The organism is Cupriavidus sp. FW305-27 (assembly GCF_058787995.1).
The window spans coordinates 1-23443 of sequence record NZ_JBYTAG010000005.1; the positions used below are offsets into that span (position 1 = coordinate 1).

Annotated in this window: 15 protein-coding genes and 1 tRNA gene; 9 read left to right on the plus strand and 7 right to left on the minus strand. The window is 62.4% G+C overall.

From position 1 onward, the window contains the following. Positions 1-90: 90 nt before the first annotated feature. Together AC3WRI_RS03405 and actP are read left to right on the plus strand one after the other, a co-directional pair. The gene (locus AC3WRI_RS03405; protein ID WP_010809344.1) at positions 91-405 is read left to right on the plus strand and encodes a DUF485 domain-containing protein; all 315 of its coding nucleotides are present in this window, start codon (positions 91-93) and stop codon (positions 403-405) included. Next, a complete protein-coding gene (actP, locus tag AC3WRI_RS03410; RefSeq protein WP_011617166.1) occupies positions 402-1973 on the plus strand; it encodes a cation/acetate symporter ActP in 1572 nt (523 codons plus the stop codon). The genes AC3WRI_RS03405 and actP overlap by 4 nt, the downstream gene beginning before the upstream one ends. Positions 1974-2041: 68 nt before the next feature. On the opposite strand, the gene AC3WRI_RS03415 is transcribed toward actP, so the two are convergent. Beyond that, positions 2042-2458: a nuclear transport factor 2 family protein gene (locus tag AC3WRI_RS03415; protein ID WP_011617167.1), complete on the minus strand. Its 417-nt coding sequence runs from the start codon at positions 2456-2458 to the stop codon at positions 2042-2044. Between the two features lie 173 nt (positions 2459-2631). Beyond that, positions 2632-3504, minus strand: coding sequence for a LysR family transcriptional regulator (locus tag AC3WRI_RS03420; RefSeq protein ID WP_011617168.1), 873 nt, complete (start codon positions 3502-3504; stop codon positions 2632-2634). A 162-nt stretch (positions 3505-3666) separates the two neighbouring features. Between AC3WRI_RS03420 and AC3WRI_RS03425 the strand changes: the two genes are divergently transcribed. After that, the gene (locus tag AC3WRI_RS03425; RefSeq protein ID WP_011617169.1) at positions 3667-4686 is read left to right on the plus strand and encodes an NAD(P)H-quinone oxidoreductase; all 1020 of its coding nucleotides are present in this window, start codon (positions 3667-3669) and stop codon (positions 4684-4686) included. Between the two features lie 790 nt (positions 4687-5476). On the opposite strand, the gene AC3WRI_RS03430 is transcribed toward AC3WRI_RS03425, so the two are convergent. Then, positions 5477-8116, minus strand: a complete 2640-nt coding sequence (locus tag AC3WRI_RS03430; protein ID WP_231881437.1) for a winged helix-turn-helix domain-containing protein — start codon at positions 8114-8116, stop codon at positions 5477-5479. A gap of 165 nt (positions 8117-8281) precedes the next feature. Next, entirely contained in the window at positions 8282-9055 is a 774-nt protein-coding gene (locus AC3WRI_RS03435) for an SDR family oxidoreductase (protein WP_011617172.1), read from the minus strand. 907 nt (positions 9056-9962) lie between these two features. On the opposite strand from AC3WRI_RS03435, the gene AC3WRI_RS03440 reads away from it, so the two are divergent. From AC3WRI_RS03440 to AC3WRI_RS03455, 4 genes are all read left to right on the plus strand, one after another. Beyond that, positions 9963-10928, plus strand: a complete 966-nt coding sequence (locus AC3WRI_RS03440) for an enoyl-CoA hydratase/isomerase family protein (protein WP_011617175.1) — start codon at positions 9963-9965, stop codon at positions 10926-10928. Positions 10929-11122: 194 nt separating this feature from the next. Further along, entirely contained in the window at positions 11123-12004 is an 882-nt protein-coding gene (gene hchA / locus AC3WRI_RS03445; protein ID WP_010809335.1) for a glyoxalase III HchA, read from the plus strand. 1148 nt (positions 12005-13152) lie between these two features. Further along, on the plus strand, positions 13153-13404 hold the full coding sequence (locus AC3WRI_RS03450) for a hypothetical protein (RefSeq protein WP_011617176.1): 252 nt from the start codon (positions 13153-13155) through the stop codon (positions 13402-13404). Between the two features lie 175 nt (positions 13405-13579). Further along, a complete protein-coding gene (locus AC3WRI_RS03455; RefSeq protein WP_010809333.1) occupies positions 13580-13726 on the plus strand; it encodes a DUF3096 domain-containing protein in 147 nt (48 codons plus the stop codon). Positions 13727-13845: 119 nt separating this feature from the next. Here AC3WRI_RS03455 and AC3WRI_RS03460 read toward each other — a convergent pair. From AC3WRI_RS03460 to AC3WRI_RS03470, 3 genes are all read right to left on the minus strand, one after another. Further along, a tRNA-Met gene (locus AC3WRI_RS03460) sits at positions 13846-13921 on the minus strand. Between the two features lie 305 nt (positions 13922-14226). Beyond that, on the minus strand, positions 14227-14763 hold the full coding sequence (locus AC3WRI_RS03465) for a DUF3016 domain-containing protein (RefSeq protein ID WP_011617177.1): 537 nt from the start codon (positions 14761-14763) through the stop codon (positions 14227-14229). Next, positions 14712-14936: a helix-turn-helix domain-containing protein gene (locus AC3WRI_RS03470; RefSeq protein ID WP_081050151.1), complete on the minus strand. Its 225-nt coding sequence runs from the start codon at positions 14934-14936 to the stop codon at positions 14712-14714. The genes AC3WRI_RS03465 and AC3WRI_RS03470 overlap by 52 nt, the downstream gene beginning before the upstream one ends. Positions 14937-15085: 149 nt before the next feature. On the opposite strand from AC3WRI_RS03470, the gene AC3WRI_RS03475 reads away from it, so the two are divergent. Both AC3WRI_RS03475 and AC3WRI_RS03480 read left to right on the plus strand, forming a co-directional pair. Then, a complete protein-coding gene (locus tag AC3WRI_RS03475) occupies positions 15086-23020 on the plus strand; it encodes a SpvB/TcaC N-terminal domain-containing protein (RefSeq protein ID WP_011617178.1) in 7935 nt (2644 codons plus the stop codon). Between the two features lie 56 nt (positions 23021-23076). Then, a complete protein-coding gene (locus AC3WRI_RS03480) occupies positions 23077-23436 on the plus strand; it encodes a hypothetical protein (RefSeq protein ID WP_136227862.1) in 360 nt (119 codons plus the stop codon). Positions 23437-23443: the final 7 nt, after the last annotated feature.

Sequence of the window (23443 nt, forward strand, 5' to 3'; positions counted from 1 at the left end):
CCCAATTCCGGCACCCACCCATGAGCCGGTAGCCAATGCCGGCGTGGCAAGTGCGTTCTCACTAGAAAACCCGCTTCAGGAGACAAAGCAATGCAAGCTTTCACCACAACAGAGCGCATCAGGCGCCATCCCAGGTTCGGCGAACTGGTCCGCCGACGCGCTCGCCTCTCGCGGGCCTTGCTGGCCCTGGTCCTCGCCCCCTTTCTCGCGCTGATGCTCGCGGTTGCAATGCAGCCCCAGCGCCTGGCCGAGCGGCTTCATCCGGAAACATTGTTCAACCTTGGCATCGTCCTTGCCATTGGAATCATGCTGCTGGGGTGGGGGGCGACGTGGTTCTACGTGCGCCGGGCCAACGGCGAGCTGGAAGCGATGGTGCAGCAGATCCTGTCGGAGGCCGGACAATGAATCTCCAGGCCATTTCCATGTTCCTGCTCTTCGTCGCGCTGACGCTGGGCATCACGTACCGGGCCTCCTCGCGCACCCGGACCGCCAATGACTTCTTTACCGCAGGCGGCGGCATCACCGGCATGCAGAACGGCCTGGCCGTGGCGGGCGACTACATGTCGGCGGCCACGCTGCTCGGCGTGGTCAGCCTGGTCTATGCGCGCGGCTTTGACGGCCTGCTGTATATCGTCGGGTTCTTCATCGGCTGGCCGGTCATGCTGTTCCTGATGGCCGAACGACTGCGTAATCTCGGCAAATTCACCTTCGTCGACATTATTTCGGACCGGCTCGATCCCGTCAGCACGCGCTGCATTGCAGCGGCCAGTAGCTTGGTGGTGGTGCTGCTCTACCTGATCGTGCAAATGGTCGGCGCCGGCGAGTTGGTGCAGTTGTTGTTCGGCATCGACTATGTCTATGCCGTCATCGGGGTCGGCGTGCTGATGATGATCTATGTGACTGTTGGCGGCATGATCGCGACGACATGGGTGCAGATCGTCAAGGCAGTGCTGCTGCTGTTCGGCGGCTCGTTGCTGATGCTCCTGGCGCTGGGGCATTTCGGCTTCAGCCTTGAAGCGCTGGCTGCCAGGGCAATCGCGGTGCACCGCAGCGGCCCCGCCCTGCTCGCGCCGGGCACGCTGTTCGCCGATCCGGTCTCGGCGCTCTCGCTGTGTGTGGCCACCGTGCTCGGGCTGTCGGGACTCCCGCATATCCTGATGCGCTTCTTTACGGTGCCGAATGCGTGCGAAGCACGCAAGAGCGTGCTGGTAGCCAGCACCTGCATCGGTTACATGTTCCTCGCCATGTTTGCCATCGGACTTGCGGCCATCGTGATCGTCGGTACCGATCCACGCTATTTTGAAGGCGGCCATGTCGGCGGAAAGCTGCTCGGCGGTGGCAACATGGTCGCGATGCACCTGGCCAGCGCGACCGGCGGCAACCTGTTCCTCGGGTTCCTGGCGGCCGTCGCCTTTGCCACGATTCTCGCCGTGGTGTCGGGCCTGACGCTGGCCGGTGCTTCGGCGATCTCGCACGACATCTACGCCGGTGTCCTACGGCGCGGCACTACCACCGAGGCAGCCGAGATCGCCGTCACCAAAAAAGCCACGCTGGCCATCGGCATCGTTGCGGTGCTGCTGGGGATTGCCTTCAAAGGGCAGAACCTGGCGTTCCTGGTCGCGCTGGCTTTCAATGTAGCGGCCTCGGCGAATTTCCCGGTGTTGGTGCTGTCGATGTACTGGCGCGGCCTGACCAGCCGCGGCGCGGTCTGGGGCGTGGCGTCGGGCCTGGCGTCGTCGGTCGCGCTGGTGGTACTTTCCCCTGCCGTCTGGAAGAACGTGCTGGGGCACCCCTCAGCCATCTTTCCGTACGACCACCCGGCGCTGTTCACAGTCCCGCTCGCGTTCCTGGTCACATACCTGTGCTCGCGCTTCGACCGGAGCGCCAGGGCCGAGGCAGAGCGCCAGGCCTTCGACGCGCAACTGGTCCGCGCACAGACCGGCCATGGGGCGGCGGCACCATCCAGCCACTGACCCCTGGCGCATGACCCGGCGCGGGTAGCGCGCCACACAGACGTGCAACCCGCTGCGGTAGCTCCGTGCTAGGTCGCTGCAGGCGTCAGCGCGGCATAGAACGCCGCGTTGTCCCAGTAAGCGCGCATGAATTCGATCCTGCCATCCGTGTCCATACGAACGATAAAGACGTGCGGCAGCGAGAAGGACTGGCCTCGGCTTGCGATCCCTAGCACGTCCCGAGCCTGCGTGCCCGTGATGGTGACCTCGGCAATTGCGGTGCGCTGGTCATCGTCACCATAGACCGCAGTGACCTGGTTGCTCAAATCCGGGAAACCATCCATCAGGGCGCGCCAGATTGTCCTGCCGGCATCGCCGGCCGGCCCCTCGAGCCTCATGGGGACATAATCGATACGCGCATCTTGCGAAAACATGGCGAGCATGCCGTTTATGTCATGCTCACGGTAGCGCGCGAAGAACGCCTTGACGATCTCGATTTGGCTCATCACAGATCTCCCTGGAAATGGATCATGGGGCAGGCCGGCATGGCGCCCGATAGGTCCGCCACGCCCGTGCAGTCATCATCATCTCGCTTCGCCGAGCCCTGTCAATGCCCCTCCCCGAACGGGGGGCTGCGCCAACGCCGGCAGCCGGGAATGGCCTGGCTGTCTCCTTCCTCCTACCGAAGGCGTTCGAAGGCATGCGCGATCTCCTCGATCGCAGCGCGTATCCGCGCGGTGTGGCGCAAGTCCTTATGGGTCACCAGCCACACCTCATAGGGCACGTCGCGGCAACGCTCAGGCCAGAGCCTGACCAGGTCGTCGGCCTTGCCCATGTAGACAGGAATCTCGCCCACACCCAACCCCGCCTTGATGGCACTGCGCAACATCAGGCTGGAATTGACGGCCGCCACGATACGCCCGCCGGAAATGGGTTCGCCCACCAACATTGGCTCCCTCGACCCAAGCACATAAGGCTGGTACACCACCAGGTCATGGCCGGAAAAGGCCGTACCGGCCTGGGGCTCTCCATGCACGCGAAGGTAGCCTGGTGAGGCGAACAGCCCCATCGGCCATTGGGCCAGACGGCGTGCGATCAGGTCGGGGTTGTCCGGCCTGGCCGTGCGGATCGCGATATCCGTTTCCCGTTTTGCCAGGTTCAGCATCCGGGTCGATGCATCAATCTGCCATACGACCTCAGGGTACTTTACGTGTAGCGCCTCAAGCGCTGGCATCAGAAAATCCATCGCCAGCGAATCGGTTGTGGTGATCCTCACTTCGCCCGCGAGCCGGTCGTCGAGTCCCTGCGTCAACCGCTGGAAGTCATTGGCAGACTGCTCCATGCGCTCCGCCGCATCGAGCACGCTCTCGCCCGCCATGGTCAGCACATAGCCGCTTGACGTGCGTAGGAACAGGGTTGCCCCAACCACGCTTTCCAATGCCGTAAGGCGCCGCCCTACTGTGGCCTGGTCCACGCCAAGCGATCTCGCCGCGGCGCGCAGCGTGCCATCCCGATACAGCGCGAGAAAAACCCGGGCATCGTCCCAGTTCATATCCCCTCTCAACCGCACAAATAGTCCGATGCGATTCTGCATGTCAGCCATGAAACCCTGCATCACATCATTGAATCGCAGAAACCTATACTGCCTCAACCGCGACAGCAATTCCCACGACGGAGATCTGCGCCGCGCTCCACGAGTTAATCAGGAAATTTCATGCCTTCGCCTTCGCATAACATCCCCGATACGATGACGGCCATCGAAATCAAGCATCCCGGCGGCCCGGAAGTGCTGGTGCCCACACGGCGGCCAGTGCCCGCGCCCGGCCCGGGCGAGCTGCTGATCCGCCACCATGCGGCAGGCGTCAATGGTCCCGACGTATTCCAGCGCAAGGGGCTGTACGATCCGCCTCCCGGCGCCTCCGACATCCCCGGACTCGAGGTCGCGGGCGAAGTCGCGGCCCTCGGCCAGGGCGTCACCGGATTCAGAGTCGGCGACCTCGTCTGCGCCCTGATTCCGGGGGGTGGATACGCCGAGTACAGTGTCGCCAGCGAGCACAATACCTTGCACCTGCCCGATGGTCTGCGGTTGGTGGAAGCTGCCGCGATGCCAGAAACCTTTATGACCGTCTGGCTCAATCTGTTCCAGCGGGGCAAGTTCACCAAGGGGGACACCATCCTGATCCATGGCGGCGCGTCTGGGATCGGCACCACAGCCACCATGCTCAGCAAGGCCTTTGGCGCGGCCAAGATCATCACCACCGTGGCCTCGGACGCGCAACGCGACGCCAGCCTCGCACTTGGCGCCGATTACGCGGTCAATTACCTGGAAGAGGATTTTGTCGAGGCCGTCATGCGCGTCACCGAAGGCAAAGGTGCCGATGTCATTGTCGATATCATCGCCGGCGATTATGTCCCGCGCAACTACGCTGCCGCGGGCATTAACGGGCGCATCGTGCAGATCGGTGTCATCAAGGGCGTCGCCAAGGAAGTCGACTTGTTCCCGATGTTGACCAAGCGCCTCACCCACATGGGCTCGACCCTGCGCTCGCGCACGCCTGAAGAAAAGGCCGAGATCATCCGCGAGCTCGAGGCGCAGGTCTGGCCGCTGATGGCATCTGGCGCGGTCAAGCCGCTCATCTACCAGACATTCGCACTGGAACAGGCGCGGGCAGCCCATGAACTGATGGACTCCGGCACCCATATCGGCAAGATCGTGCTCACGATGGGCCAGTAACGGCACAGGGCGGCAAGTACAGGGGTGCGAGCGATGCCGTGCGCCCCGGCCGTTTCGGTATGCCTGCCCCATTTGCACGCATTCCAAACCGAGGTGCCCGTTAACGCTGCGATGAAGGTGGACGGCGGAACACAGTGGCGACGGTCGCTACCATCGACAACAGGATCAGCGCACCGCCAAACCAGTGGGTTACCCGTCAACGGTGCCTGCCCAGCCGTGACATCGCGGGCGAGGGTCGGACCCTAGGGAAAGACAGAAACCATTCATCGAGTAGACCGCGACTTTGATCGGCGACGAGAGGATCAGCGCGGACCTCGCCTGCGAAGGGACACGGATAGTCGGACGCAGAGAACCTAGAGCGCCGACGCGGCGTGCAATGGTCTGCGGCAAGCGCAGTGCCAGGATACCTTGCAGCAGCGCATCGCGAGCAGCAACAGAAATGCGCCGAGCGTAGAGGGAAAGGCAGATACTGGACCAGCACGCCGCTGACCAGCGCGCCCATTGCGAGACACAGCCCCGGCGCCAGCCCGTTGATCATCACGCAGCGAACGGTGTCCAGGTCGAGCAGCCCGGCGCCGAGCACGCTTGAGGCCACGCCGGTGGAAACGCCCCGGATGATGCGTGCGAGCATCAGCGTGGCGACACCATTAGCGATAAGGAACGGTAGGATCGCAGCGCCATCGCGGTGAGAATGACTGGACGCCGGCGACATAGTCGGACAGCGCCCCGGTGGTCAGGAACAACATGGGGCGTGTTGATGGGTTCGCGATCGGATAGCGCCCGCGGGAACCTAGCTTCGCGCCACGGGACGCTCCGCGACCCGTGGCAGGTCCCGGCCCAGGCCACTGCGGACCGCCTGGATGCGGGAGTTCACTTTCAGCTTCTCAAAAATATTCTTCAGATGCCATTTCACGGTTTCCGGGGCGACACGAATGGCCCGGGCAATCTCCTTGTTGGAAAGTCCTCGTGCCACGTAGTCGAGAATTTCCACTTCACGGGCGCTTAGCCTGCTGGCGGCCACCGGCTCCGCCTGGTCATCCGCGGCGTCTGGCTCGCTTGCCGGCGCATCGAACCCGGCGCATAGCCTCCTCACATACCAAGGTTCAACCTCGGCCAGGCGGTCTTGCTGCAGACACAGCGCGTCAAGGATTTCCCGGGCCGCAGGGCCGGCATCGAGAAACACCCGCTGCAGACCGTTCGCCTGGCCATAGGTGAGCGCGGCGCGCATGGCCTGCACAGCCTCCGCACGCTGCCCCGCACTGTGCAGGGCGACCGCCAGCATCACTGAAATCTGGGCGGACAGGTACTGCATGCCCGCCGCACGGACCTCAGCCTGCACCCCCTGCAGGATGGGAACAGCTAGCGCGGGTCGGCCGCGCCCCACTAGCAGCCGGCAATGCGCCACCTGGAAGCGTTGCCAGGTTTCCAGGTAGCTGCCACGCAAGGTCGCCGGTTTCTGCCCGACCAGCCCATCCAGGTCGTGCCCGATGCGCGCGGCACGGCCGATATCTCCGGCACCAATACTGATCCGGATCGCCTCGGCCTTGCACGCGACCTGCATGCGCAGCCATTGGCGGCTTCTGGCTACGGCTTCCGCGTCTTCCACGATCCGATAGGCTTCATCCTGCTTCCCCGCCAGCAGCCGCAGACGGGCCAGCGTCACGCAGAAGCCGATCAGGGGTCCCAGCGAGCAAGATTGCAGCGCCATCTCGAGCCGCTCGTCCAGCAGTTCCGCGACCCTGTCGAGGTCATTCCATTCATAGTGGATTGCGGCCAGATATCCGACCGGGAGCACCGATGCGGCAGACTGCCGGCCGGCGCGCGCGTTGGATTCGCGCAGCACATCCTCCAGGGTCTGAACGGCCTCGCCCAGCCTGCCTTCCACGAACAAGCTGAGCCCAACCATGCTTTGCCGGTACACCTTGGCGTAGATCGGCGTATCAGCGCCGGTATTGAGGGTGAGCGTGCGCCGCAGGCGTTCGACCTCGTCAAATCCCGCTGCATAGCTGAGCCCGAAGATCTGTGTGGTCAGCCCGATGCCCTCCTCCCATGAGCCGGTGTCGGGGCCGAGCGCAAGCACCTTGCGGCCCATTTCCAATGAAAGTTCGCTTTCATCGGACAGACCCGCGATTAGCGCCGTGACCGCCTGCAACTCGACGCGCACTACCTCGGTCAAGGGCAGCCGCCCGTGGCCAATGTCATCCTCGACCGCCTGCAACACCGCTTTGGCCGCCACTGTCTGCATCGTCAACGCGAGCGCCCAAGCCTGCGCCAGGCGCAGGCGCAGCCGGCCATGCACCGCCTCGGGGGGCAGCTTGGCAACCCAGCTCAGCACCGTCCGCACGTCGCTGGCCTCGACCAGGGTCATCGCGCATTGCTCGACCCAGCCGGCGGCGCGATCGACATCCCCCGCGGCCAAGGCATGCCGGACCGCTTCCTGCCACAGCGATTGCGCCGCAAACCATTCACTGGCCCGGCGATGCAATTCGGCAACTTCGTGGGGACGCTCCCTCACCAGGCGTTTTCTCAGATATTCGGCAAACAGCGCGTGATAGCGATACCACTGGCCCTCGGCGTCCAAGGGTCTGACGAACAAATTCCGAGCCATCAGCCACTCGAAAGTGGCATGCGACTCGCTGGAGCCTGTCACTGCATCGCACAAGGGCACCGACATCCGGTCCAGCACCGAGGTCTGTAGGAGAAAAGTCTGTAGCGGCTCGGGGACGTGAACAAATACGTTCTCGTTCAGATACGCTTCAACGCTGCGCCGGGCGAATGGCAAGCGCTCAGCAAAGACGTCAGGCTTGTCGGTTGCGCTTAATGCAAACGTCGCTAATTGCAAGCCAGCCGCCCAGCCTTCTGTCGCTCGCAGCAGCACCTCGATCTGGGCAGCGCTCAGGGCATGGCCGGAAACGGCAGAAAAAAACGCCTGCGCCTCGGCGCTGTCAAAGCGCAGGGCCTCCGCATCCAGCTTCAGCAATTGGCCCCGGGCCTCGAAGTAACTCAGCGGAAAGCCCGGCTCGCCCCGCCCCGCGACGAGCAGATGCAGGTTCTCCGGCGCATATCGGAGCAGCCTGAACACCGCCTCGTGAATGGCTGGCGATGCCAGCCGGTCAAAATCATCCAGCACCAACACCATTTGGCGCGGCAGGGCCAAGACCGCATTGAGAAGTTCCGCAAACATCGTGTCCGCCGGCGCTAGCGGGTCGGGCTTCAGGCCGCAAGGGATCGGCTCGCCGGCCTGCGTGCAAGCTTCCCTTGCCGCGGCGAGCAGATAAGCGCCGAACTGGAAGAGGTCATCATCATCGCGGTCGATGCTGAGCCAGCCAACGGCGCAGCCTTCCTGCGCCAAGACCTTCTTCCATTCACTCAACAGCGACGTCTTGCCGAAGCCGGCGGGGGCTACCAGGACCGTCAGCTTGCGCTCCATGCCAGGCCGCAATAGCCCAATGGAGCGTTCACGATGGATATAGTGGCGCGTTCGCGGTGGCGCCAGCTTTGTCAGGATCAAGGCTGGCCGCCATTGGGGCAGTTGCGCAGCAGCGACCGGAGATGATTGCGTCATTCGTGACTCTTCCTGACAGCATGCAGCACACTAGACGATCACATCCCATTCATCACGCTGCTCCCGGCGCACCATCTCAGCGGCGGAATCAGGCTTGATGGTTCGGTAGCGATGCGACGCGGCGGTGATGACATCGATCATGGCATCAATCATTTCCTGCGGGTCATGTTGGTTATTCAGCGGACGCTTCATGCGTGGCCGCATCGCTTGCTTTCCGTCTTCCCACCATTGGTCCATGCTTTCCATGCCGGTGTCGTTGAAACCCGTCCGGTAGGCGCCAGGATTCACGGTCGCGACTTGTATCCCGTAAGGCTTCAGCTCCTCACGCATGGACGCGCACAGCGCCTCGACCGCATGCTTGGATGCCGCATACGCCGCCACCCAGGGGACCTTGACCAGACCGGCAACAGAAGACGTCCAGACGATCTTGCCGCTGCCGCGCCGGATCATCTGTCGGGCGAACCCCTGCGCCATCTCGAGTGCCGCGAATACATTGGTCTCGAATACCCGCCGCACCAGCGCGATAGGAATCTCCGCCACCGGCCCCGCCTCCATGATGCCAGCATTGTTAAACAGCACGTCGATCTCGTGCTGGAACGCGCGCTGCCGGTCGATCGCGTCCAACATGTCGAGTTTGATTACCGTCAGCCGGACGCCCTCGAGCTCCGCCGCATTGCGCAATTCCGTCACCTGCGGCCAGATTTGCGCTCCTGCAATAACGTTATGCCCGCTGCGCGCGAGTCCCAGCGCCACCCCTTTGCCAAAGCCGCTGCCGGCGCCAGTCACCAATACAGTCTTCCCCATACTACGCTCCTGAGTCGCAGACTAGGCGGGGGTGTGCCCTTACTGCTCCAGCTTTGCCAGCAGCAGGTTCGCCCACCGCAACACCGGACGCCGAGTACGCCGACGCCTTTCACCGCCCACCTCCGCCATGGTCGGTACCTTGGTGTACCCGGCGCTACTACAAGCATTGCTATCCGCAGTCGCCGGAATGCCAACTAGCTACCCCTCGCGCTTCTTGCCCCTCGCGTCTAACTTTTCTTCACTAGGATCACCCGAGCAGGGCTGGATACGACTGTAACGGATGATCGCGGAAACGGAAATCAAGCCACAAGGGCATAGGATACCGTCATAGGGGGGGGAGGTGGGGGGCATGACCGGCGCTGCCAACTCTTCACTGTTTCCGGGCGTTGCTTTGTGCTGAACCGAAGCCTCCTGGACTAATCCGAGCGCCGACTTCAGCATTGCCAAGACCTGACCTGGGTACCCCCCCACTTAGGGAGGCTCCTTGCAAACACCGCAGCGATACGGGAATGATTGCGTTAACGATGCGAACAGCGTGTCTCGCGTTTCCACGAACAATTACTCGCTAATGGGAATCGCAAGGCCATTGGATTGGAGTGTGCATCCTAAAGCACTTCGAAAGAATGTCATGCGATTCGTCGTCGGCGCACCAAGCAAAATCATGTTCCTCGACTTGAACTGTAATGGTGGTGGAGCGGAGTCAACCGAAGGCGTACTCACGCCATTCGGGATGCTGACCTTCGATCGCCGCCGCGTCAATTCCGAAATTGCTGACATAGCCACCTTCCTCCGCGGCGCCTGGGGGAAACCGCGACGCCCCGGTGGAGGGCAACCGCATCACTCGACCCGCCGCGAACTACGGGCCAAGCCTGGCTCGGCAAGCGGTAGATGAATCCAAGGACCTGCCATGTCGACTATCTCCAGGCGTTCATTTGTCCAGTCCGTCGGCGCTGCAACACTCGCGCCGGGAATGTTGCTCGTCTCGGCCGAAACTGGGGCCGCGTCCGAAAGCTCCGCTTCGCCCCAAGGGGCCAGCGCAAACTACGCCGATTACAAACATATCCAGGTCACCAAAGACCACGGCGTCGCCACCGTAACATTGAACTATGCGCCGCTCAACCTGCTCGATGAGGTACTGTCGGATGAGTTCGATCGGGTGACCCGACAACTGGAACAGGATGCGAGCGTACGCGTCATCATCCTGCAGAGCGCTGTGCCGAAATTCTTTATCGCACACTCGGGCCTGCACCGTGTCGGCTCGGCGCCGAAGACGACTTCGAATACACGCACATTCCGTCTGACCCAGATGCTCGGAGAGCGCCTGCGCAACATGCCAAAAGCCGTGATCGCAAAGGTCGAAGGCATCGCTCGTGGTGGTGGCTGCGAGATCGCGCTGGCCGCGGACATGTGTTTCGCCGCGATCGGCAAGGCTGTGTTCGGCCAGCCGGAAGTCGTCTGCGGACTCGTCCCCGGCGGGGGCAACACACAGCGCCTGCCGCGGCGCATGGGGCGCGCACGTGCCCTTGAGGTGCTGCTCGTCGGCGGAGACTTCTCGGCAGAACTGGCCGACCACTACGGTTATATCAATCGAGCGCTGCCGGCAGGAGAACTGGGGCAATTCGTGGACAAGCTCGCCCGCCGCATTGCAACCTTCCCCACCACCACGATTGCCCATCTGAAAAAGGCCGTGGACATGGGGTCGGACGTATCGTTCTCCGAAGGGTTGTTGATGGAAGCGCATGAGGCCGACCTTTGCGTAGCCAACGAAGCGATACAGGCGCGGGTCAAGGCGATACTCAAAGCTGGCGCTGAGACCTACGAAGGCGAACTCCATTTTCCTGAACTGTCCGCGAAGCTGCCGCCCGCCGATTAAGCGATCGACCTGCGTCCGAACCGTGGTTGCCCGCAAGTGCGAAAAAAACATTGATACGAGCGGGAAGGTGAAGTGCACATAGCAAGGCGCCGGAATGCATGGTCCTTGCTGGTGATCGGGGGAATTCCCCATTTGATGTAAAAAAAGCCGGTGAAAACTAAGCTCTAGAACTGATTTTTAGAAGGAAGCCTATCATGACGTCCCAGACCGACAGCAAGCAGCCGACGCCTGACCCAGCCGAGCACAAGGCGTTCTTTCCCTCCCCATACTCGCTCTCACAATTCACATCGCCAAAGTCGAACCTCTCCGACGCCGACTATCCGGACGCTTATCGGGGAGGTCGCTGGAAAGTACTACTCGTCGCTGCGGACGAGCGCTATCTCCTGACCGGAAACGGTACCTTCTTTTCTACTGGCAACCATCCCGTCGAGACCCTGCTGCCGATGTATCACCTGGACCGCGCGGGCTTCGAGTTCGACATTGCCACTTTATCGGGCAATCCGACCAAGTTCGAATGGTGGGCGTTCCCTTCTGAGGACGCCGAGATAAAGTCCCTCTACGCGAAGTACGAGCAAAAATTTCAACAGCCCCTTAAGCTTGCTGACGTAGTCAATTCGTTGGACAAGGACGCAAACTACATTGCCGTTTTTATCCCTGGGGGACATGGCGCCCTGATGGGGCTGCCCTTCAGCGCAGATATGAAGGCAACCCTTCAGTGGGCCATGCAAAACGACAGGTTCATCATCACGCTGTGTCATGGGCCTGCGGCCCTGCTTTCCGCCGGCGTCGACGAACCTAACGGGGGAGACCTGTTCCGCGGCTACCGCATCTGCGCATTCCCGGATTCCATGGACAAGCAGACGCCAGATATTGGCTATATGCCCGGCCCATTGCGTTGGTTCTTTGGAGAGAAACTCGCAGCGATGGGAGTAGAGATCGTCAATACTAAAATTGATGGGAGTACTTTCCGTGACCGGAAGCTCCTCACAGGCGATAGTCCATTCGCTGGCAACAATCTTGGCAAACTGGCTGCGCGCGCGTTACTGGAAGAAGTGCAGAGTACGGGTGCGCGCTAGTCCTCACACCATCATGGACTTCGTCTGCTCGGGCGCATGATTAAATTGCCTGCGCAAACCGTGATAACGCCTCTGGCGGCGAGAGACCATTCTCCGGTCCCTCGTCGCGAGGCGTTCCTCGCTCTTTCTTCGTGAGGACAACGCTTGATCCCGTCCGTTAATTTGAGGCACCGCTGCAAACAAGAGCATTCTGGATGGCCGTTCCAGATCGCTTACCGGTCTTAATTGCAAGGTAGTCTGGATGACTGAGATGGGTTGCGGATAGAAAGGTGGCCTGGCCTCTCAGCCACCGAAGAAACAGGAATCATTTGCCGACTCAAGGTGCATCAGCGTCCCCTATCGGTCCCTATAGGTGCAAGACGATGTGCCGCATCCTCCCGTGGAGGCCCAACCTGGCTCGCTGGATGAAAGCTAGCTTTTCAGCCCCTATCGGCGAATCACTCCCGATATATCAACTAGTGCAGGCGGCTGGTCGTTCTCGAAGTTCCGTCGTGAGAATAGTTTTCGACTGAATGAGACTCCACACACAAATCGCATCTACCAATGCACGGCCAAAGATCGGAAAGCCATTTTGTTCTAACGAGCGATACACTCTAGCCACACTGTCCAATCGTGCATTTCATTGTGTTTATAATCGGCCGTCGTCACCCAGTGCCGACTACTGCGCTAATGGGACAAGCGCAGACCCTTTTGGGCACCCCATGTCTAGTCGGAATGATGTACACGGTTATCGTGGCGTTGTACGAGACCCAGAACAGGCGTCCGTTGCAAGACTGACCTGGTGTGTATGCATTTAAGTTGGAGCACTCGCGACCCCTGACCCTATGTCTACGCCCCGCCACTAGTGACCGATGCCGAAACGCGCCCTTCCGGTGCGTAAATAAACTATCCTCTGGGCATAGGTATGGATGTTCCTGTCGATACGAAGGAGCAGCAACGAGTACTACAGCGAATCCCTCGAATCGGTGTTCAGGATTCCATGGCAGGCCATCGACAACGCGTTCCGCCCGAGCGGCAGTCCTCCGCCCTGAAGAGGGTCAGCACCCGAGCCATCGCACCGCGGGCGAAATGGCAAAGGCGGCCAGCCGACGGGCCGCCTTTGGCCGCTTCGGCCTTTCCTCGTTACATGTCGGCATCAGGAGACACCCATGCTGGAGACGATGCTGAATCAGTTCCCTCCGCTGGAGCAGGAAGCTTTCCGCGAGACCTGTCTGCGTAACGGGGTCGCACCCGACGGATTTACCGTAACAGCGGTTGAAGACGCTGCAGGCGCTGGGCCGCCACGCAGGCGCACCGTCTCGGTAGGCTTCGGGAGGGAAATCCGCCAATACAACGGAAACCTGGGTGCGCAATGGACTGTCGATTTCGAGGACGACCTGCGATCGCGTGTGTTCGGCTGAGCTTTGCCTCTCTGCGCCACCGTTTTCATACCTCGAGCACCGGAGCAAATCATGGCGGACTGATGGCAGGCATCAGCCTCGAAGCCACTAAGGTCACGAAGCTGGCTGCCATGTAACCACCAACAGCCGCCCCCAGGAGCGCCCGACAGATCAACCCCAATCACACAGGCCCATCATGGACTTCATTACCAGCGCCGGCCCGCTAATCTCGTTGATCGCCGGCATCCTTATTCTTGTCATTCCGCGGCTGCTTAACTATATCGTCGCCATTTACCTCATTGTCATCGGCCTGCTCGGACTGTTTGGCGGGCACCTGCGCTGAGCGGTCCGGGGCCTGCGTCTGGTCGGGAGCTTGCCGGGTGTGCGGACGCCTCCCTCACCATCTTCCGGCATGAAAGCAAAAGCCCCGCGCGGATAGCTCCGGCGGGGCCTGGGCGAATATGGTTGCGGGGGCAGGACTTGAACCTGCGACCTTCGGGTTATGAGCCCGACGAGCTGCCAACTGCTCCACCCCGCGGGGCGAAATATACGCGGGTTGGCAGCACTTGGATACCCCTATTCCAAAAAACTGTGCAGATTGCCGAGCAGGTCTTCTCGGGGCGACCGCTTTTGACACTGTCATGAACGGGCCGCCACGAACGCGTCAGCCGCCCTGCCCGCGCTACCGGAGCGTCCACCCGATCCGGGCAAGACCGGCGGCGCGGCGCTGCCATCGAACCATTCGCCATTCTTTGCGCCGGCGCCTGAGCCCGCGATCAAGGCCGGGGTCGGCGCAATGAGCCAGGCCGTCTTGTCGGCGCTGGCGCAACGGAAGGCAGCCAATCAGGCGTGATCGCTCTGGCGCGCCGGGATCTTGCGTGTCACGGCTTCGTCGAACCAACGGTCCATCATCGCTTTCTCGTAGCGCAGCCTGTCGGTGGGACTGTAGACGTTGACACCCATATTGAAGGTCTGGTCGGCGATACGCTGCTCGCCCCTGCCGATCACGGCTCCATCGCTGCCGCGTAGTTCATAGAGCAGCTTCATGTGCGGCCAGGTGACATCGCGCACCACGCGCAAGTCATAGCCGGGAAAACGCCACGGTTCGAAATGTCCGGCCAGGTCGACATCGAGCACTTCGATGTTCAGCGTATAGCCAGGCGGCAGGTGGCGGGCGGCCAGTTCGTGGAAGTGGGCGCGGATATCGTTCATCACCTGCGCCCTCTCCTTGTCGCTGCCGTACGCGCTGCGATAGGCGGCATCCGTGTATGTCTCGGGATGATTGAAGCTAAGGATCAGGGTTCCGGCCGGCGGCGCAGCAAGAGCGCTCAAAGCGAGGGCTGCCGCGCAGGCAGCCAGCAGACGGAGGGATCTGGCCATGGCAAGCTCCAGAACGGTAGTACGCTCCTTGATTCTAGACCGCCCCGATCGCTTCGGACCATCTGGCTGAGTGCAGGCTGAACCACCCCCAATTTTGCTGCTGCGCCCCTGAAGCTTTGCTCCCTCGCGATGCTTGCGAAGGCAGCAAGCTCATCCGGGTATCCGGGTGCCATCGAACCCGGGAATGTGCAGATCAGAGTTAAACGGCTCGCAGTTGCACTTTGGCCGCGGTCTTCTACGCTGCACCCATTGCAAGGGCCGCCTTCACGTGCGTCTCCGCGCAGGAGCCAAGAACAAAAGCATTACACCGGGAGCGCCTGTCATGATTTCAGGCACGGCAGCGAGCGAGGGTTCAGGCAACCAGGGGACTCAGGGTCAGGCTGCGCCGTCGATCTCGCTGCCCAGGGGCGGCGGCGCGATCCGCGGTCTCGGCGAGAAGTTCGGGGCCAACCCGGTCACCGGCACCGCCTCGATTTCGGTGCCGATCGCAACAAGCCCGGGCCGTTCGGGCTTTGGCCCCCAGCTTTCTCTGAGCTACGATTCAGGCGCGGGCAACGGTCCGTTCGGCTTCGGCTGGAACCTGTCGCTTCCTGCGATCACTCGCAAGACCGATCGGGGGCTTCCGACCTACCTCGACCATGTGGACGCACCCGACGTCTACATGATCTCTGGCACCGAGGACCTGGTCCCGGTGCTCACGAATGCGCAAGGGAAATGGGAGCGGGAGCAGTTGCCCGCGCGCACCGTCAATGGAATGACGTACCGGGTAGACCGTTTCCGGCCGCGCATCGAGGGCTTGTTCGCCCGCATTGAGCGCTGGACCAACCTCGCCGATGCGAGCGACGTGTTCTGGCGCTCCATTTCAAAGAGCAACGTCACTACCTGGTACGGCAGGACAGCCGAAAGCCGCATTGCCGATCCAGCGGACCCAAGCCGCGTCTTCAGCTGGTTGATCTGCCAGAGCCACGATGACAAGGGCAACGTCATTGTCTATGGCTACAAGCCCGAGGACTCGGCGCGGATTTTTGAGGACACGGCCGGCAACGGACTTGCCAGGGCACATGAGCGCAACCGCACGGATGCGTCCCGTTCCGCGCAGCGCTACCTCAAGCGCATTCGTTATGGCCATCGTTCGCCCTACTTCCCGATACTGACGGACGATGCCCCCTGGCCCGAGCCCTCTGATTCGTGCGCGCGCGACGCAAGCAACGCCTGGCTCTTCGAGGTCGTCTTCGACTACGGCGAGCACGACGCCAGCGCGCCGACGCCGGCCGAAACGGGCACGTGGCCCGCGCGCCAGGATCCATTTTCCGCATACCGCGCCGGCTTCGAGTTGCGCACCTACCGGATCTGCCGGCGTGTCCTGATGTTCCACCACTTCCCGGGCGAAGCGGGTGTAGAGCGCGATTGCCTGGTGCGCTCCACCGACTTCAGTTATTCGGACGGCGCCCCCACTGACGTTCACAACCCCATCTACGCGTTCCTGCGCGCGGTCACCCAGACCGGCTATCGTCGGCACAACGGCGGCTACGACCGGCGCAGCTTTCCGCCGTTGGAGTTCGAGTACACCGCGCCGGAGGTGCAGGATGTGGTGGAGGAAGTGGACCCGGAGAGCCTGGAGAGCGCGCCCATCGGCCTGGACGGCAGCAGCTACCGCTGGACCGACCTGCACGGCGAGGGGCTTGCCGGCATCCTCACCGAGCAGGCTGGGGCCTGGTACTACAAGCGCAATCTCAGCCCGATACCGGAAAGGCTGCCGGGCGGCCAGCAGGAAGTGAGGGCGAAATTCGCGCCGCTCGAAGCCGTCGCCATGAAGCCCGGTGCCAGCTTGTCCGGCGGCGCGGAGTTCATGGACCTCGCCGGCGACGGCCAGCCCGACGTGGTTGTCATGGAAGGCGCCGCCTCCGGCCTGTACGAGCATGACGAGGCCGAAGGCTGGCAACCCTTCCGTCCTTTCGCCTCGGGCCTGAACCGCAATCTGCGCGATCCGAACCTCAGGTTCGTGGACCTGGACGGCGACGGCCGTGCCGACGTGTTGATCACCGAAGACAATGCCTTTGTCTGGCATGCCTTGCTCGGGGAAGATGGCTTCGGCCCGGCCCGGCACGTCGCGCAGGCGCTCGATGAAGAGCAAGGCCCGCGCGTCATCTTTGCCGATGGCACCCAGTTGCTCTACCTGGCCGATCTCTCGGGCGATGGCCTGACCGACATCGTCCGCATCCGCAACGGGGAAGTCTGCTACTGGCCGAACCTGGGCTATGGCCGCTTCGGCGCCAAGATCACGATGGACAACGCGCCCTGGTTCGACCATCCGGGCCAGTTCGACCATCGCTATCTCCGCCTGGCCGACATTGACGGCAGCGGCACCACCGACATCATCTACCTGCACCGCGATGGCGTGCGGCTGTACTTCAACCAGTCCGGCAACGGCTGGAGCCAGCCACACGTGCTGAAGGTGTTCCCGCGCATCGATGACCTGGCAAGCATACTGGCCACCGACCTGCTCGGCAACGGCACGGCCTGCCTGGTCTGGTCATCGGCGCTGCCGGGCGACGCGCGGCGTTCGATGCGCTACGTCAACCTCATGGGCGGGCACAAGCCGCATCTGCTGGTCAGGACCGTCAACAACCTCGGGGCAGAGACCCGCGTCGACTACGCCCCCTCCACCAGGTTCTACCTGCAGGACAAGCGCGACGGAAAGCCGTGGATCACCCGGCTGCCGTTTCCGGTCCACGTGGTCGAGCGCGTGGAAACCTGCGACCATATCAGCCGCAACCGCTTCGTCACCCGCTACGCCTACCACCACGGCTATTTCGACGGCGAGGAACGAGAGTTCCGCGGCTTCGGGATGGTCGAGCAATGGGACACGGAGCAGTTCGCCGCCCTCGCCGGTGGCACTGTCCCGGCAGACAACATCGCCGCCGCATCGCACGTGCCGCCCGTGCACACCAAGAGCTGGTTCCATACCGGCGTCTACCTCGGTCGGGAACGCGTCTCGCGCCACTTCGAGAATGAGTATTTCCGTGAGCCCGGACTGACCGTCGAAACCGCGCGGCCGCTTCTGCTCGATGACACCATCGTCCCGCCTGGCCTGACCCTGGAAGAAGAGCGCGAAGCCTGCCGCACCCTCAAGGGCTCGATGCTGCGCCAGGAGGTCTATGCCGATGACGCCGATCACCCCGGCGCCACGCCGGATCAGGTCCAGCGTGCCCGTACGCCCTACACCGTCACCGAGCAGAACTTCAGCATCCGCGCCTTGCAGCCCCGTGGCGCCAATCGCCACGCCGTCTTCTTCACCCACCCCTGCGAGTCCCTCAGCTACCACTACGAGCGCAACCCAGCCGACCCGCGCATCCAGCACGCGCTGACGCTGGAGGTCGATGACTACGGCAACGTGCTCAAGCAAGCGGCTATCGGCTACGGACGCCGCGCTTCACCGCTGTCGACGCAGTGGGATCGCGAACGGCAGACAACATCGCTGCTCACCTACACCGAAAGCCGTGTCACCAATGCCATTGAGTCATCCGACACGCGCCGTAACCCACTGCCTTGCGAGGCGATCACGTTCGAGCTGACGGGCTACGCCGCCACTGGTGCGGACGGTCGCTACCAAGCCACGGACTTCGTCGAGCCCGATCCTGCCGCTGCCGGCCGGCTACGCCACAAGGTCACCGCACCAGATGTCGCTTACGAGGCCACAGCCGCCGGCAGCCAGCGCCGCCGCCCGATCGAATGGCTGCGCACCCTCTACCGGCGCGACAATCTAAACGGCCTCTTGCCGCTCGGAGAATCGCAGTCGTTTGGCCTGCCCGGCGAAAGCTACAAGCTCGCCTTCACCCCGGGCCTGATCGAACAGGCCTTTCAGCGTCCGCGCCAAGGGCAGGCGGCCGAACCCCTGCTGCCCGATCCGGCGGCCGTCCTTGGCGGACAGGCCGGCAACCGGGGCGGTTACCTTCGAAGCCAGACCCTCAAGACGGACAGCCGCTTCCCCGCGAGCGACGCGGACGATCACTGGTGGATGCCCTCGGGGCAGGCCTTCTTCAGCACGGATCCTGCCGACAACGCCGCCACCGAACTGGCGCAGGCGCGGCAGCACTTCTTTCGGCCGCGTCGCTACCGCGACCCCTTCGGCCAGAACGCCTTCGTCGACTTCGACGCCCACGACCTGCTGATGGTCGAAACCCGCGACGCGCTCGGCAACCGCGTCACGGTGGACAGCAACGATTGCCGCGTCCTGCAGCCGCGCCTGGTCAGCGATCCCAACCGCAACCAGACCGAAGTCGCTTTTGACACGCTCGGCATGGTGGTCGGCACTGCCGTGATGGGCAAGCCGCTGCCCGCACAGATGGAAGGTGACACACTGGCTGGTTTTGTCACCGACCTCACGCAAGCCCAGCTCGACGGCTTTGGTGCTGCCGATCCGCACGCCGTCGCAGCCGCGCTGCTGAAAGACGCTACCACGCGCATCGTCTACGACCTCGACCGCTTCCGCCGCACGCGGCTGGCCCACCCCAACGACCCGACGAAGTGGCAGCCCGCCTGCGCCGCGACGCTCGCGCGCGAAACCCACGCGAGCAGCCCGCTGCCGCCCCAGGGCCTGAAGATCCAGCTCAGCTTCTCCTACTCCGACGGCTTCGGCCGTGAGATCCAGAAGAAGATCCAGGCCGAGCCGGGACCGCTGGATGTCAGCAACCTAGCCGCGCCCATCGTCAATCCACGCTGGGTTGGCAGCGGCTGGGCCATCTTCAACAACAAAGGCAAGCCGGTCCGCCAGTACGAGCCCTTCTTCAGCGCCACGCATGACTACGAATTCGGCATCATGGTCGGCGTCAGCCCGGTGCTGTTCTACGACCCGGCCGAGCGTGTCATCGCGACGCTGCACCCGAACCACACCTACGAGAAGGTGGTATTCGACCCCTGGCAGCAGACCACCTACGACGTCAACGACACCTGTGCCGCGCGCAACGCCCAGACCGGTGACCCTCGCACCGACGCTGATATCCGCGGCTACGTCGCCGAGTTCTTCAAGGCCCCGCCAGCCAATCCCGCGCAGCCTTGGCAAACCTGGTATGTACAACGCATTGGCGGCGCCCTGGGAGCGGACGAGCGTAACGCTGCCCAACGGGCTGCAGCACATGCCGACACGCCCACCACCGCGCATTTCGATGTGCTCGGCCGCCCCTTTCTCACCGTGGCGCGCAACCGCGTCGTGTGCCTCGGTCACGACCTCGACGGCGGCGAGGACAGCTTCGCCACCCGCGTCGAGCTGGATATCGAAGGCAACCAGCGCGCCATGCGCGACGCCATCCGGCAGGCGGGCGACCCGCTCGGTCGCATCGTCATGCGCTACGCCTACGACATGCTTGGCAACCGCATCCACCAGCTCAGCATGGAAGCCGGCGCGCTCTGGATGCTCAACGAGGTGGGCGGCAAACCCATCCGAGCCTGGGACAGCCGCGGCCACAACTTCACCACTGCCTACGACTTGCTGCGCCGCCCCGTCGAGCAGACCGTGCGCGGCACGACCAACGAGTCCGATCCGCGCACCCTGAATCGCGAGATCCTGGTCGACAAGATCGAGTACGGGGAGACACTGGGCAACGCCGAAGTGCTCAACTTGCGCACCCGCATTTATCGCCACTTCGATTCGGCCCACGTCGCGACCAATGCGCGAGTGGATGCCAACAGCAATCCGACCGATGCGTACGACTTCAAGGGCAATTTGCTGTACAGCACGCGGCAACTGGTCAGCGACTACACCGCCATCCCCGACTGGCTGCGCGACCCGAAGCTCGACGTCGAAACCTTCGAGGCCGGCACCTGTTACGACGCACTCAACCGTCCCACCCAGTCCATCGCGCCGCGCAGCAGCTTGGGGCGCGGCAAGTTCAACGTCATCCAGCCGGTGTTCAACGAGGCCAACCTGCTGGAGCGGGTGGACGTGTGGCTGGAACGCGCTGCCGAACCTGCTGCACTACTCGACCCGGCCAACGAGGCCCCATCGCTGGTCGGCGTCGCCGACATCGACTACGACGCAAAGGGCCAGCGCCTGCTCATCGACTACAAGAACGGCGCCAGCACCTTCTACCGCTACGACCCGCTCACCTTCCGCCTCACCCAACTGCTGACCAAGCGCAAGGCGGCGGACTTCCCTGGCGACGATCCGCAGCAGCCCGGTGCCGGCTGGCCGGGCAAGCAGGTGCAGAACCTGCACTACACCTACGACCCGGCCGGCAACATCACCCACATCCAGGACGACGCGCAGCAGACCATCTACTTCCGGAACAAGCGCGTCGAACCGAGCAACGACTACGTCTACGACGCCCTCTACCGCCTGATCCAGGCCACCGGCCGCGAACACCTCGGTCAATTGGCAAGCGGCGAGCGAAAGCCGCCAACGGCACCCGATGGATCCAACGCCTTCCACACAGGACTCGACCACCCCGGCAACGGCAACGCCATGGGCACGTACATCGAGCGCTATGTGTACGACGCCGTCGGCAACTTCCTGCAAATGCAGCATCGCGGCAACGACCCGGCGCATCCGGGCTGGACACGCGCCTACGACTATCTCGAAGCCAGTCTGATCGAAGACGGCAACGGCGGTGCGCTGCTCAAGACCAGGAACCGCCTGACCCGTACCACGTTGAACCCGGCGGGTAACACGCCGCAGCCGGAAACCTACCTGCACGACGTTCACGGCAACATGCTGCGCATGCCGCACCTGGGCGGCGGCCTGCTCGGGCCCAACATGCACTGGGACTACAAGGATCAGTTGCGCCAGACCGACCTGGGCGGTGGCGGCGCGGCTTGGTACGTCTACGACGCCTCAGGCCAGCGCGTGCGCAAGGTGTGGGAGAAAGCGCCGGGCCTTACCGAAGAGCGCATCTACCTCGGCGGCTTCGAGATCTTCCGCAAGCACGTCGGCCCCATTGACGCCAACACCGCCACCCTGGAGCGCGAGACGCTGCACGTGATGGACGACAAGCAGCGCATTGCGGTGGTGGAGACGCGGACGTTTGACTCGGCGGGCGGCGACCACGCACCCCGGCAACTGATCCGCTACCAGTTCGGCAACCACCTCGGCTCAGCCAGCCTGGAACTGGATGAACAGGCGCAGATCATTTCCTACGAGGAATACGCACCCTACGGTAGTTCGACCTATCAGGCCGTACGCAGCCAGACCGAGACAGCGAAACGGTATCGGTATACCGGCAAGGAGCAGGATGAGGAGAGCGGGTTGTACTACCACGGGGCGAGGTATTACGCGCCGTGGCTCGGGCGATGGACGGCCTGCGATCCGGCAGGCGAGGAGGAGGGTCCCAACCTCTACCAATACTGCTTCGGCAATCCGACGGGCTTCGTCGATCCTGACGGCCAGAGCGGCAAAAAGCTCGCCATTGTCATGCACAATGAATCCAAGCCGGCGGGAAAGGAACTCCCCCGACCTAAGGAGCCCATAAAGCCCCAGAAGCCGACGATCAAAGCCCCCGGAAAAAATGCTTCAGATAAAGAGAAGGCGAAATACGAAAAAGATAAGAACAAAGCTGAGAAAGCATTTGTGGAAAGCATGAAAAAGTATGAAGAAGCAAAAAAGAAATATTCTTCTGATTTGAAAAAATACGAAGCAAATAAAAAGTTGTGGAGTGCTTATCGTCAGTCTCAAAACGAGTATAAGGCGTCTGAGGCCGCGTTGAAAGCCGAAGGCTATGATGTCGTGCAAGTCGATTCCGGCAAAGCGTTACTCGATGCACTCAAGAACGCCGGGTCGATCAAGGAACTCGTGGTCCTATCGCATGGCACACCCTTTGGACTGGGCGGTGAAGGACCTGGCGCCGGCCTATACACCGACAAGCCGCCGGGCGGTGCCACGTTCGACGCCAAGCGTGCGGCCAAACTTTCAGACTTGGAGAAAATGATCAATGACAAGAAGATCGCGTTCGAAAAGGACGCGACCATTGTCTTGGGAATGTGCAGAACCGCTGGCGGCAAAGAAGGTACGCATGTCGGTTCGTCCACATGGACCGGACCGATTGAGGATACCTTCGCTTATCGGCTAGCAAAAATTACTGGCCTTGAAGTTTTCGGCAGCGAAGGTGTTTCATCATACGGCGACGACAAGCGAACATCGACGCCATTGCGCCGTAGCGACATTGGCTGGCATCGATTCACGCAACAGAACAACACCATAAAAACGGAGAGCTTGAAAGGAAAATATTTGAATGTCGTGACTCGCAAAACGAGCGAGAAGCCGTAATGAAATTCCGACTATTGCTCGCATCCTAATCTATACAGATTTGTGAACGGAAATGTATGAAACCAGTTCCTCGCGAGTTCTTTATCGGCCCGATGGACTTTTTCTCCATCCTGCTGCCGGGCGCGCTGCTCACCTGGCTGCCCGAGGGGGCAGGCATCGGCATAGGACCGGGCAAGACTTTCATTGGTTCTGAACCGGGCAACATCCCCAAGGCAGGCCTCGTTGATCCGTTTGCTGGACCATCAAACGAACTGCCGGACTTTAGTCTGGGTCCGGCGATAGCGGTCTGGCCTCCCCCTCCAAGCCCACTACATCAACTCAGGGCCCTTGCTGAGCGCCTTGCTGTGCCTCTGGTCGACCGCGCTTGGCAAATGCTGTGGGGCTCCGGGCCCCAAACGAATACGGCTTCGCCGTGACGTTCTG

Bases quoted from the DNA above. Each gene is read 5' to 3' on its own strand.
- AC3WRI_RS03405 (WP_010809344.1), top strand. From the start codon at position 91: ATGCAAGCTTTCACCACAACAGAGCGCATCAGGCGCCATCCCAGGTTC.
- actP (WP_011617166.1), top strand. From the start codon at position 402: ATGAATCTCCAGGCCATTTCCATGTTCCTGCTCTTCGTCGCGCTGACG.
- AC3WRI_RS03415 (WP_011617167.1), bottom strand. From the start codon at position 2,458: ATGAGCCAAATCGAGATCGTCAAGGCGTTCTTCGCGCGCTACCGTGAG.
- AC3WRI_RS03420 (WP_011617168.1), bottom strand. From the start codon at position 3,504: ATGAACTGGGACGATGCCCGGGTTTTTCTCGCGCTGTATCGGGATGGC.
- AC3WRI_RS03425 (WP_011617169.1), top strand. From the start codon at position 3,667: ATGCCTTCGCCTTCGCATAACATCCCCGATACGATGACGGCCATCGAA.
- AC3WRI_RS03430 (WP_231881437.1), bottom strand. From the start codon at position 8,116: ATGGAGCGCAAGCTGACGGTCCTGGTAGCCCCCGCCGGCTTCGGCAAG.
- AC3WRI_RS03435 (WP_011617172.1), bottom strand. From the start codon at position 9,055: ATGGGGAAGACTGTATTGGTGACTGGCGCCGGCAGCGGCTTTGGCAAA.
- AC3WRI_RS03440 (WP_011617175.1), top strand. From the start codon at position 9,963: ATGTCGACTATCTCCAGGCGTTCATTTGTCCAGTCCGTCGGCGCTGCA.
- hchA (WP_010809335.1), top strand. From the start codon at position 11,123: ATGACGTCCCAGACCGACAGCAAGCAGCCGACGCCTGACCCAGCCGAG.
- AC3WRI_RS03450 (WP_011617176.1), top strand. From the start codon at position 13,153: ATGCTGGAGACGATGCTGAATCAGTTCCCTCCGCTGGAGCAGGAAGCT.
- AC3WRI_RS03455 (WP_010809333.1), top strand. From the start codon at position 13,580: ATGGACTTCATTACCAGCGCCGGCCCGCTAATCTCGTTGATCGCCGGC.
- AC3WRI_RS03465 (WP_011617177.1), bottom strand. From the start codon at position 14,763: ATGGCCAGATCCCTCCGTCTGCTGGCTGCCTGCGCGGCAGCCCTCGCT.
- AC3WRI_RS03470 (WP_081050151.1), bottom strand. From the start codon at position 14,936: ATGGCACCCGGATACCCGGATGAGCTTGCTGCCTTCGCAAGCATCGCG.
- AC3WRI_RS03475 (WP_011617178.1), top strand. From the start codon at position 15,086: ATGATTTCAGGCACGGCAGCGAGCGAGGGTTCAGGCAACCAGGGGACT.
- AC3WRI_RS03480 (WP_136227862.1), top strand. From the start codon at position 23,077: ATGAAACCAGTTCCTCGCGAGTTCTTTATCGGCCCGATGGACTTTTTC.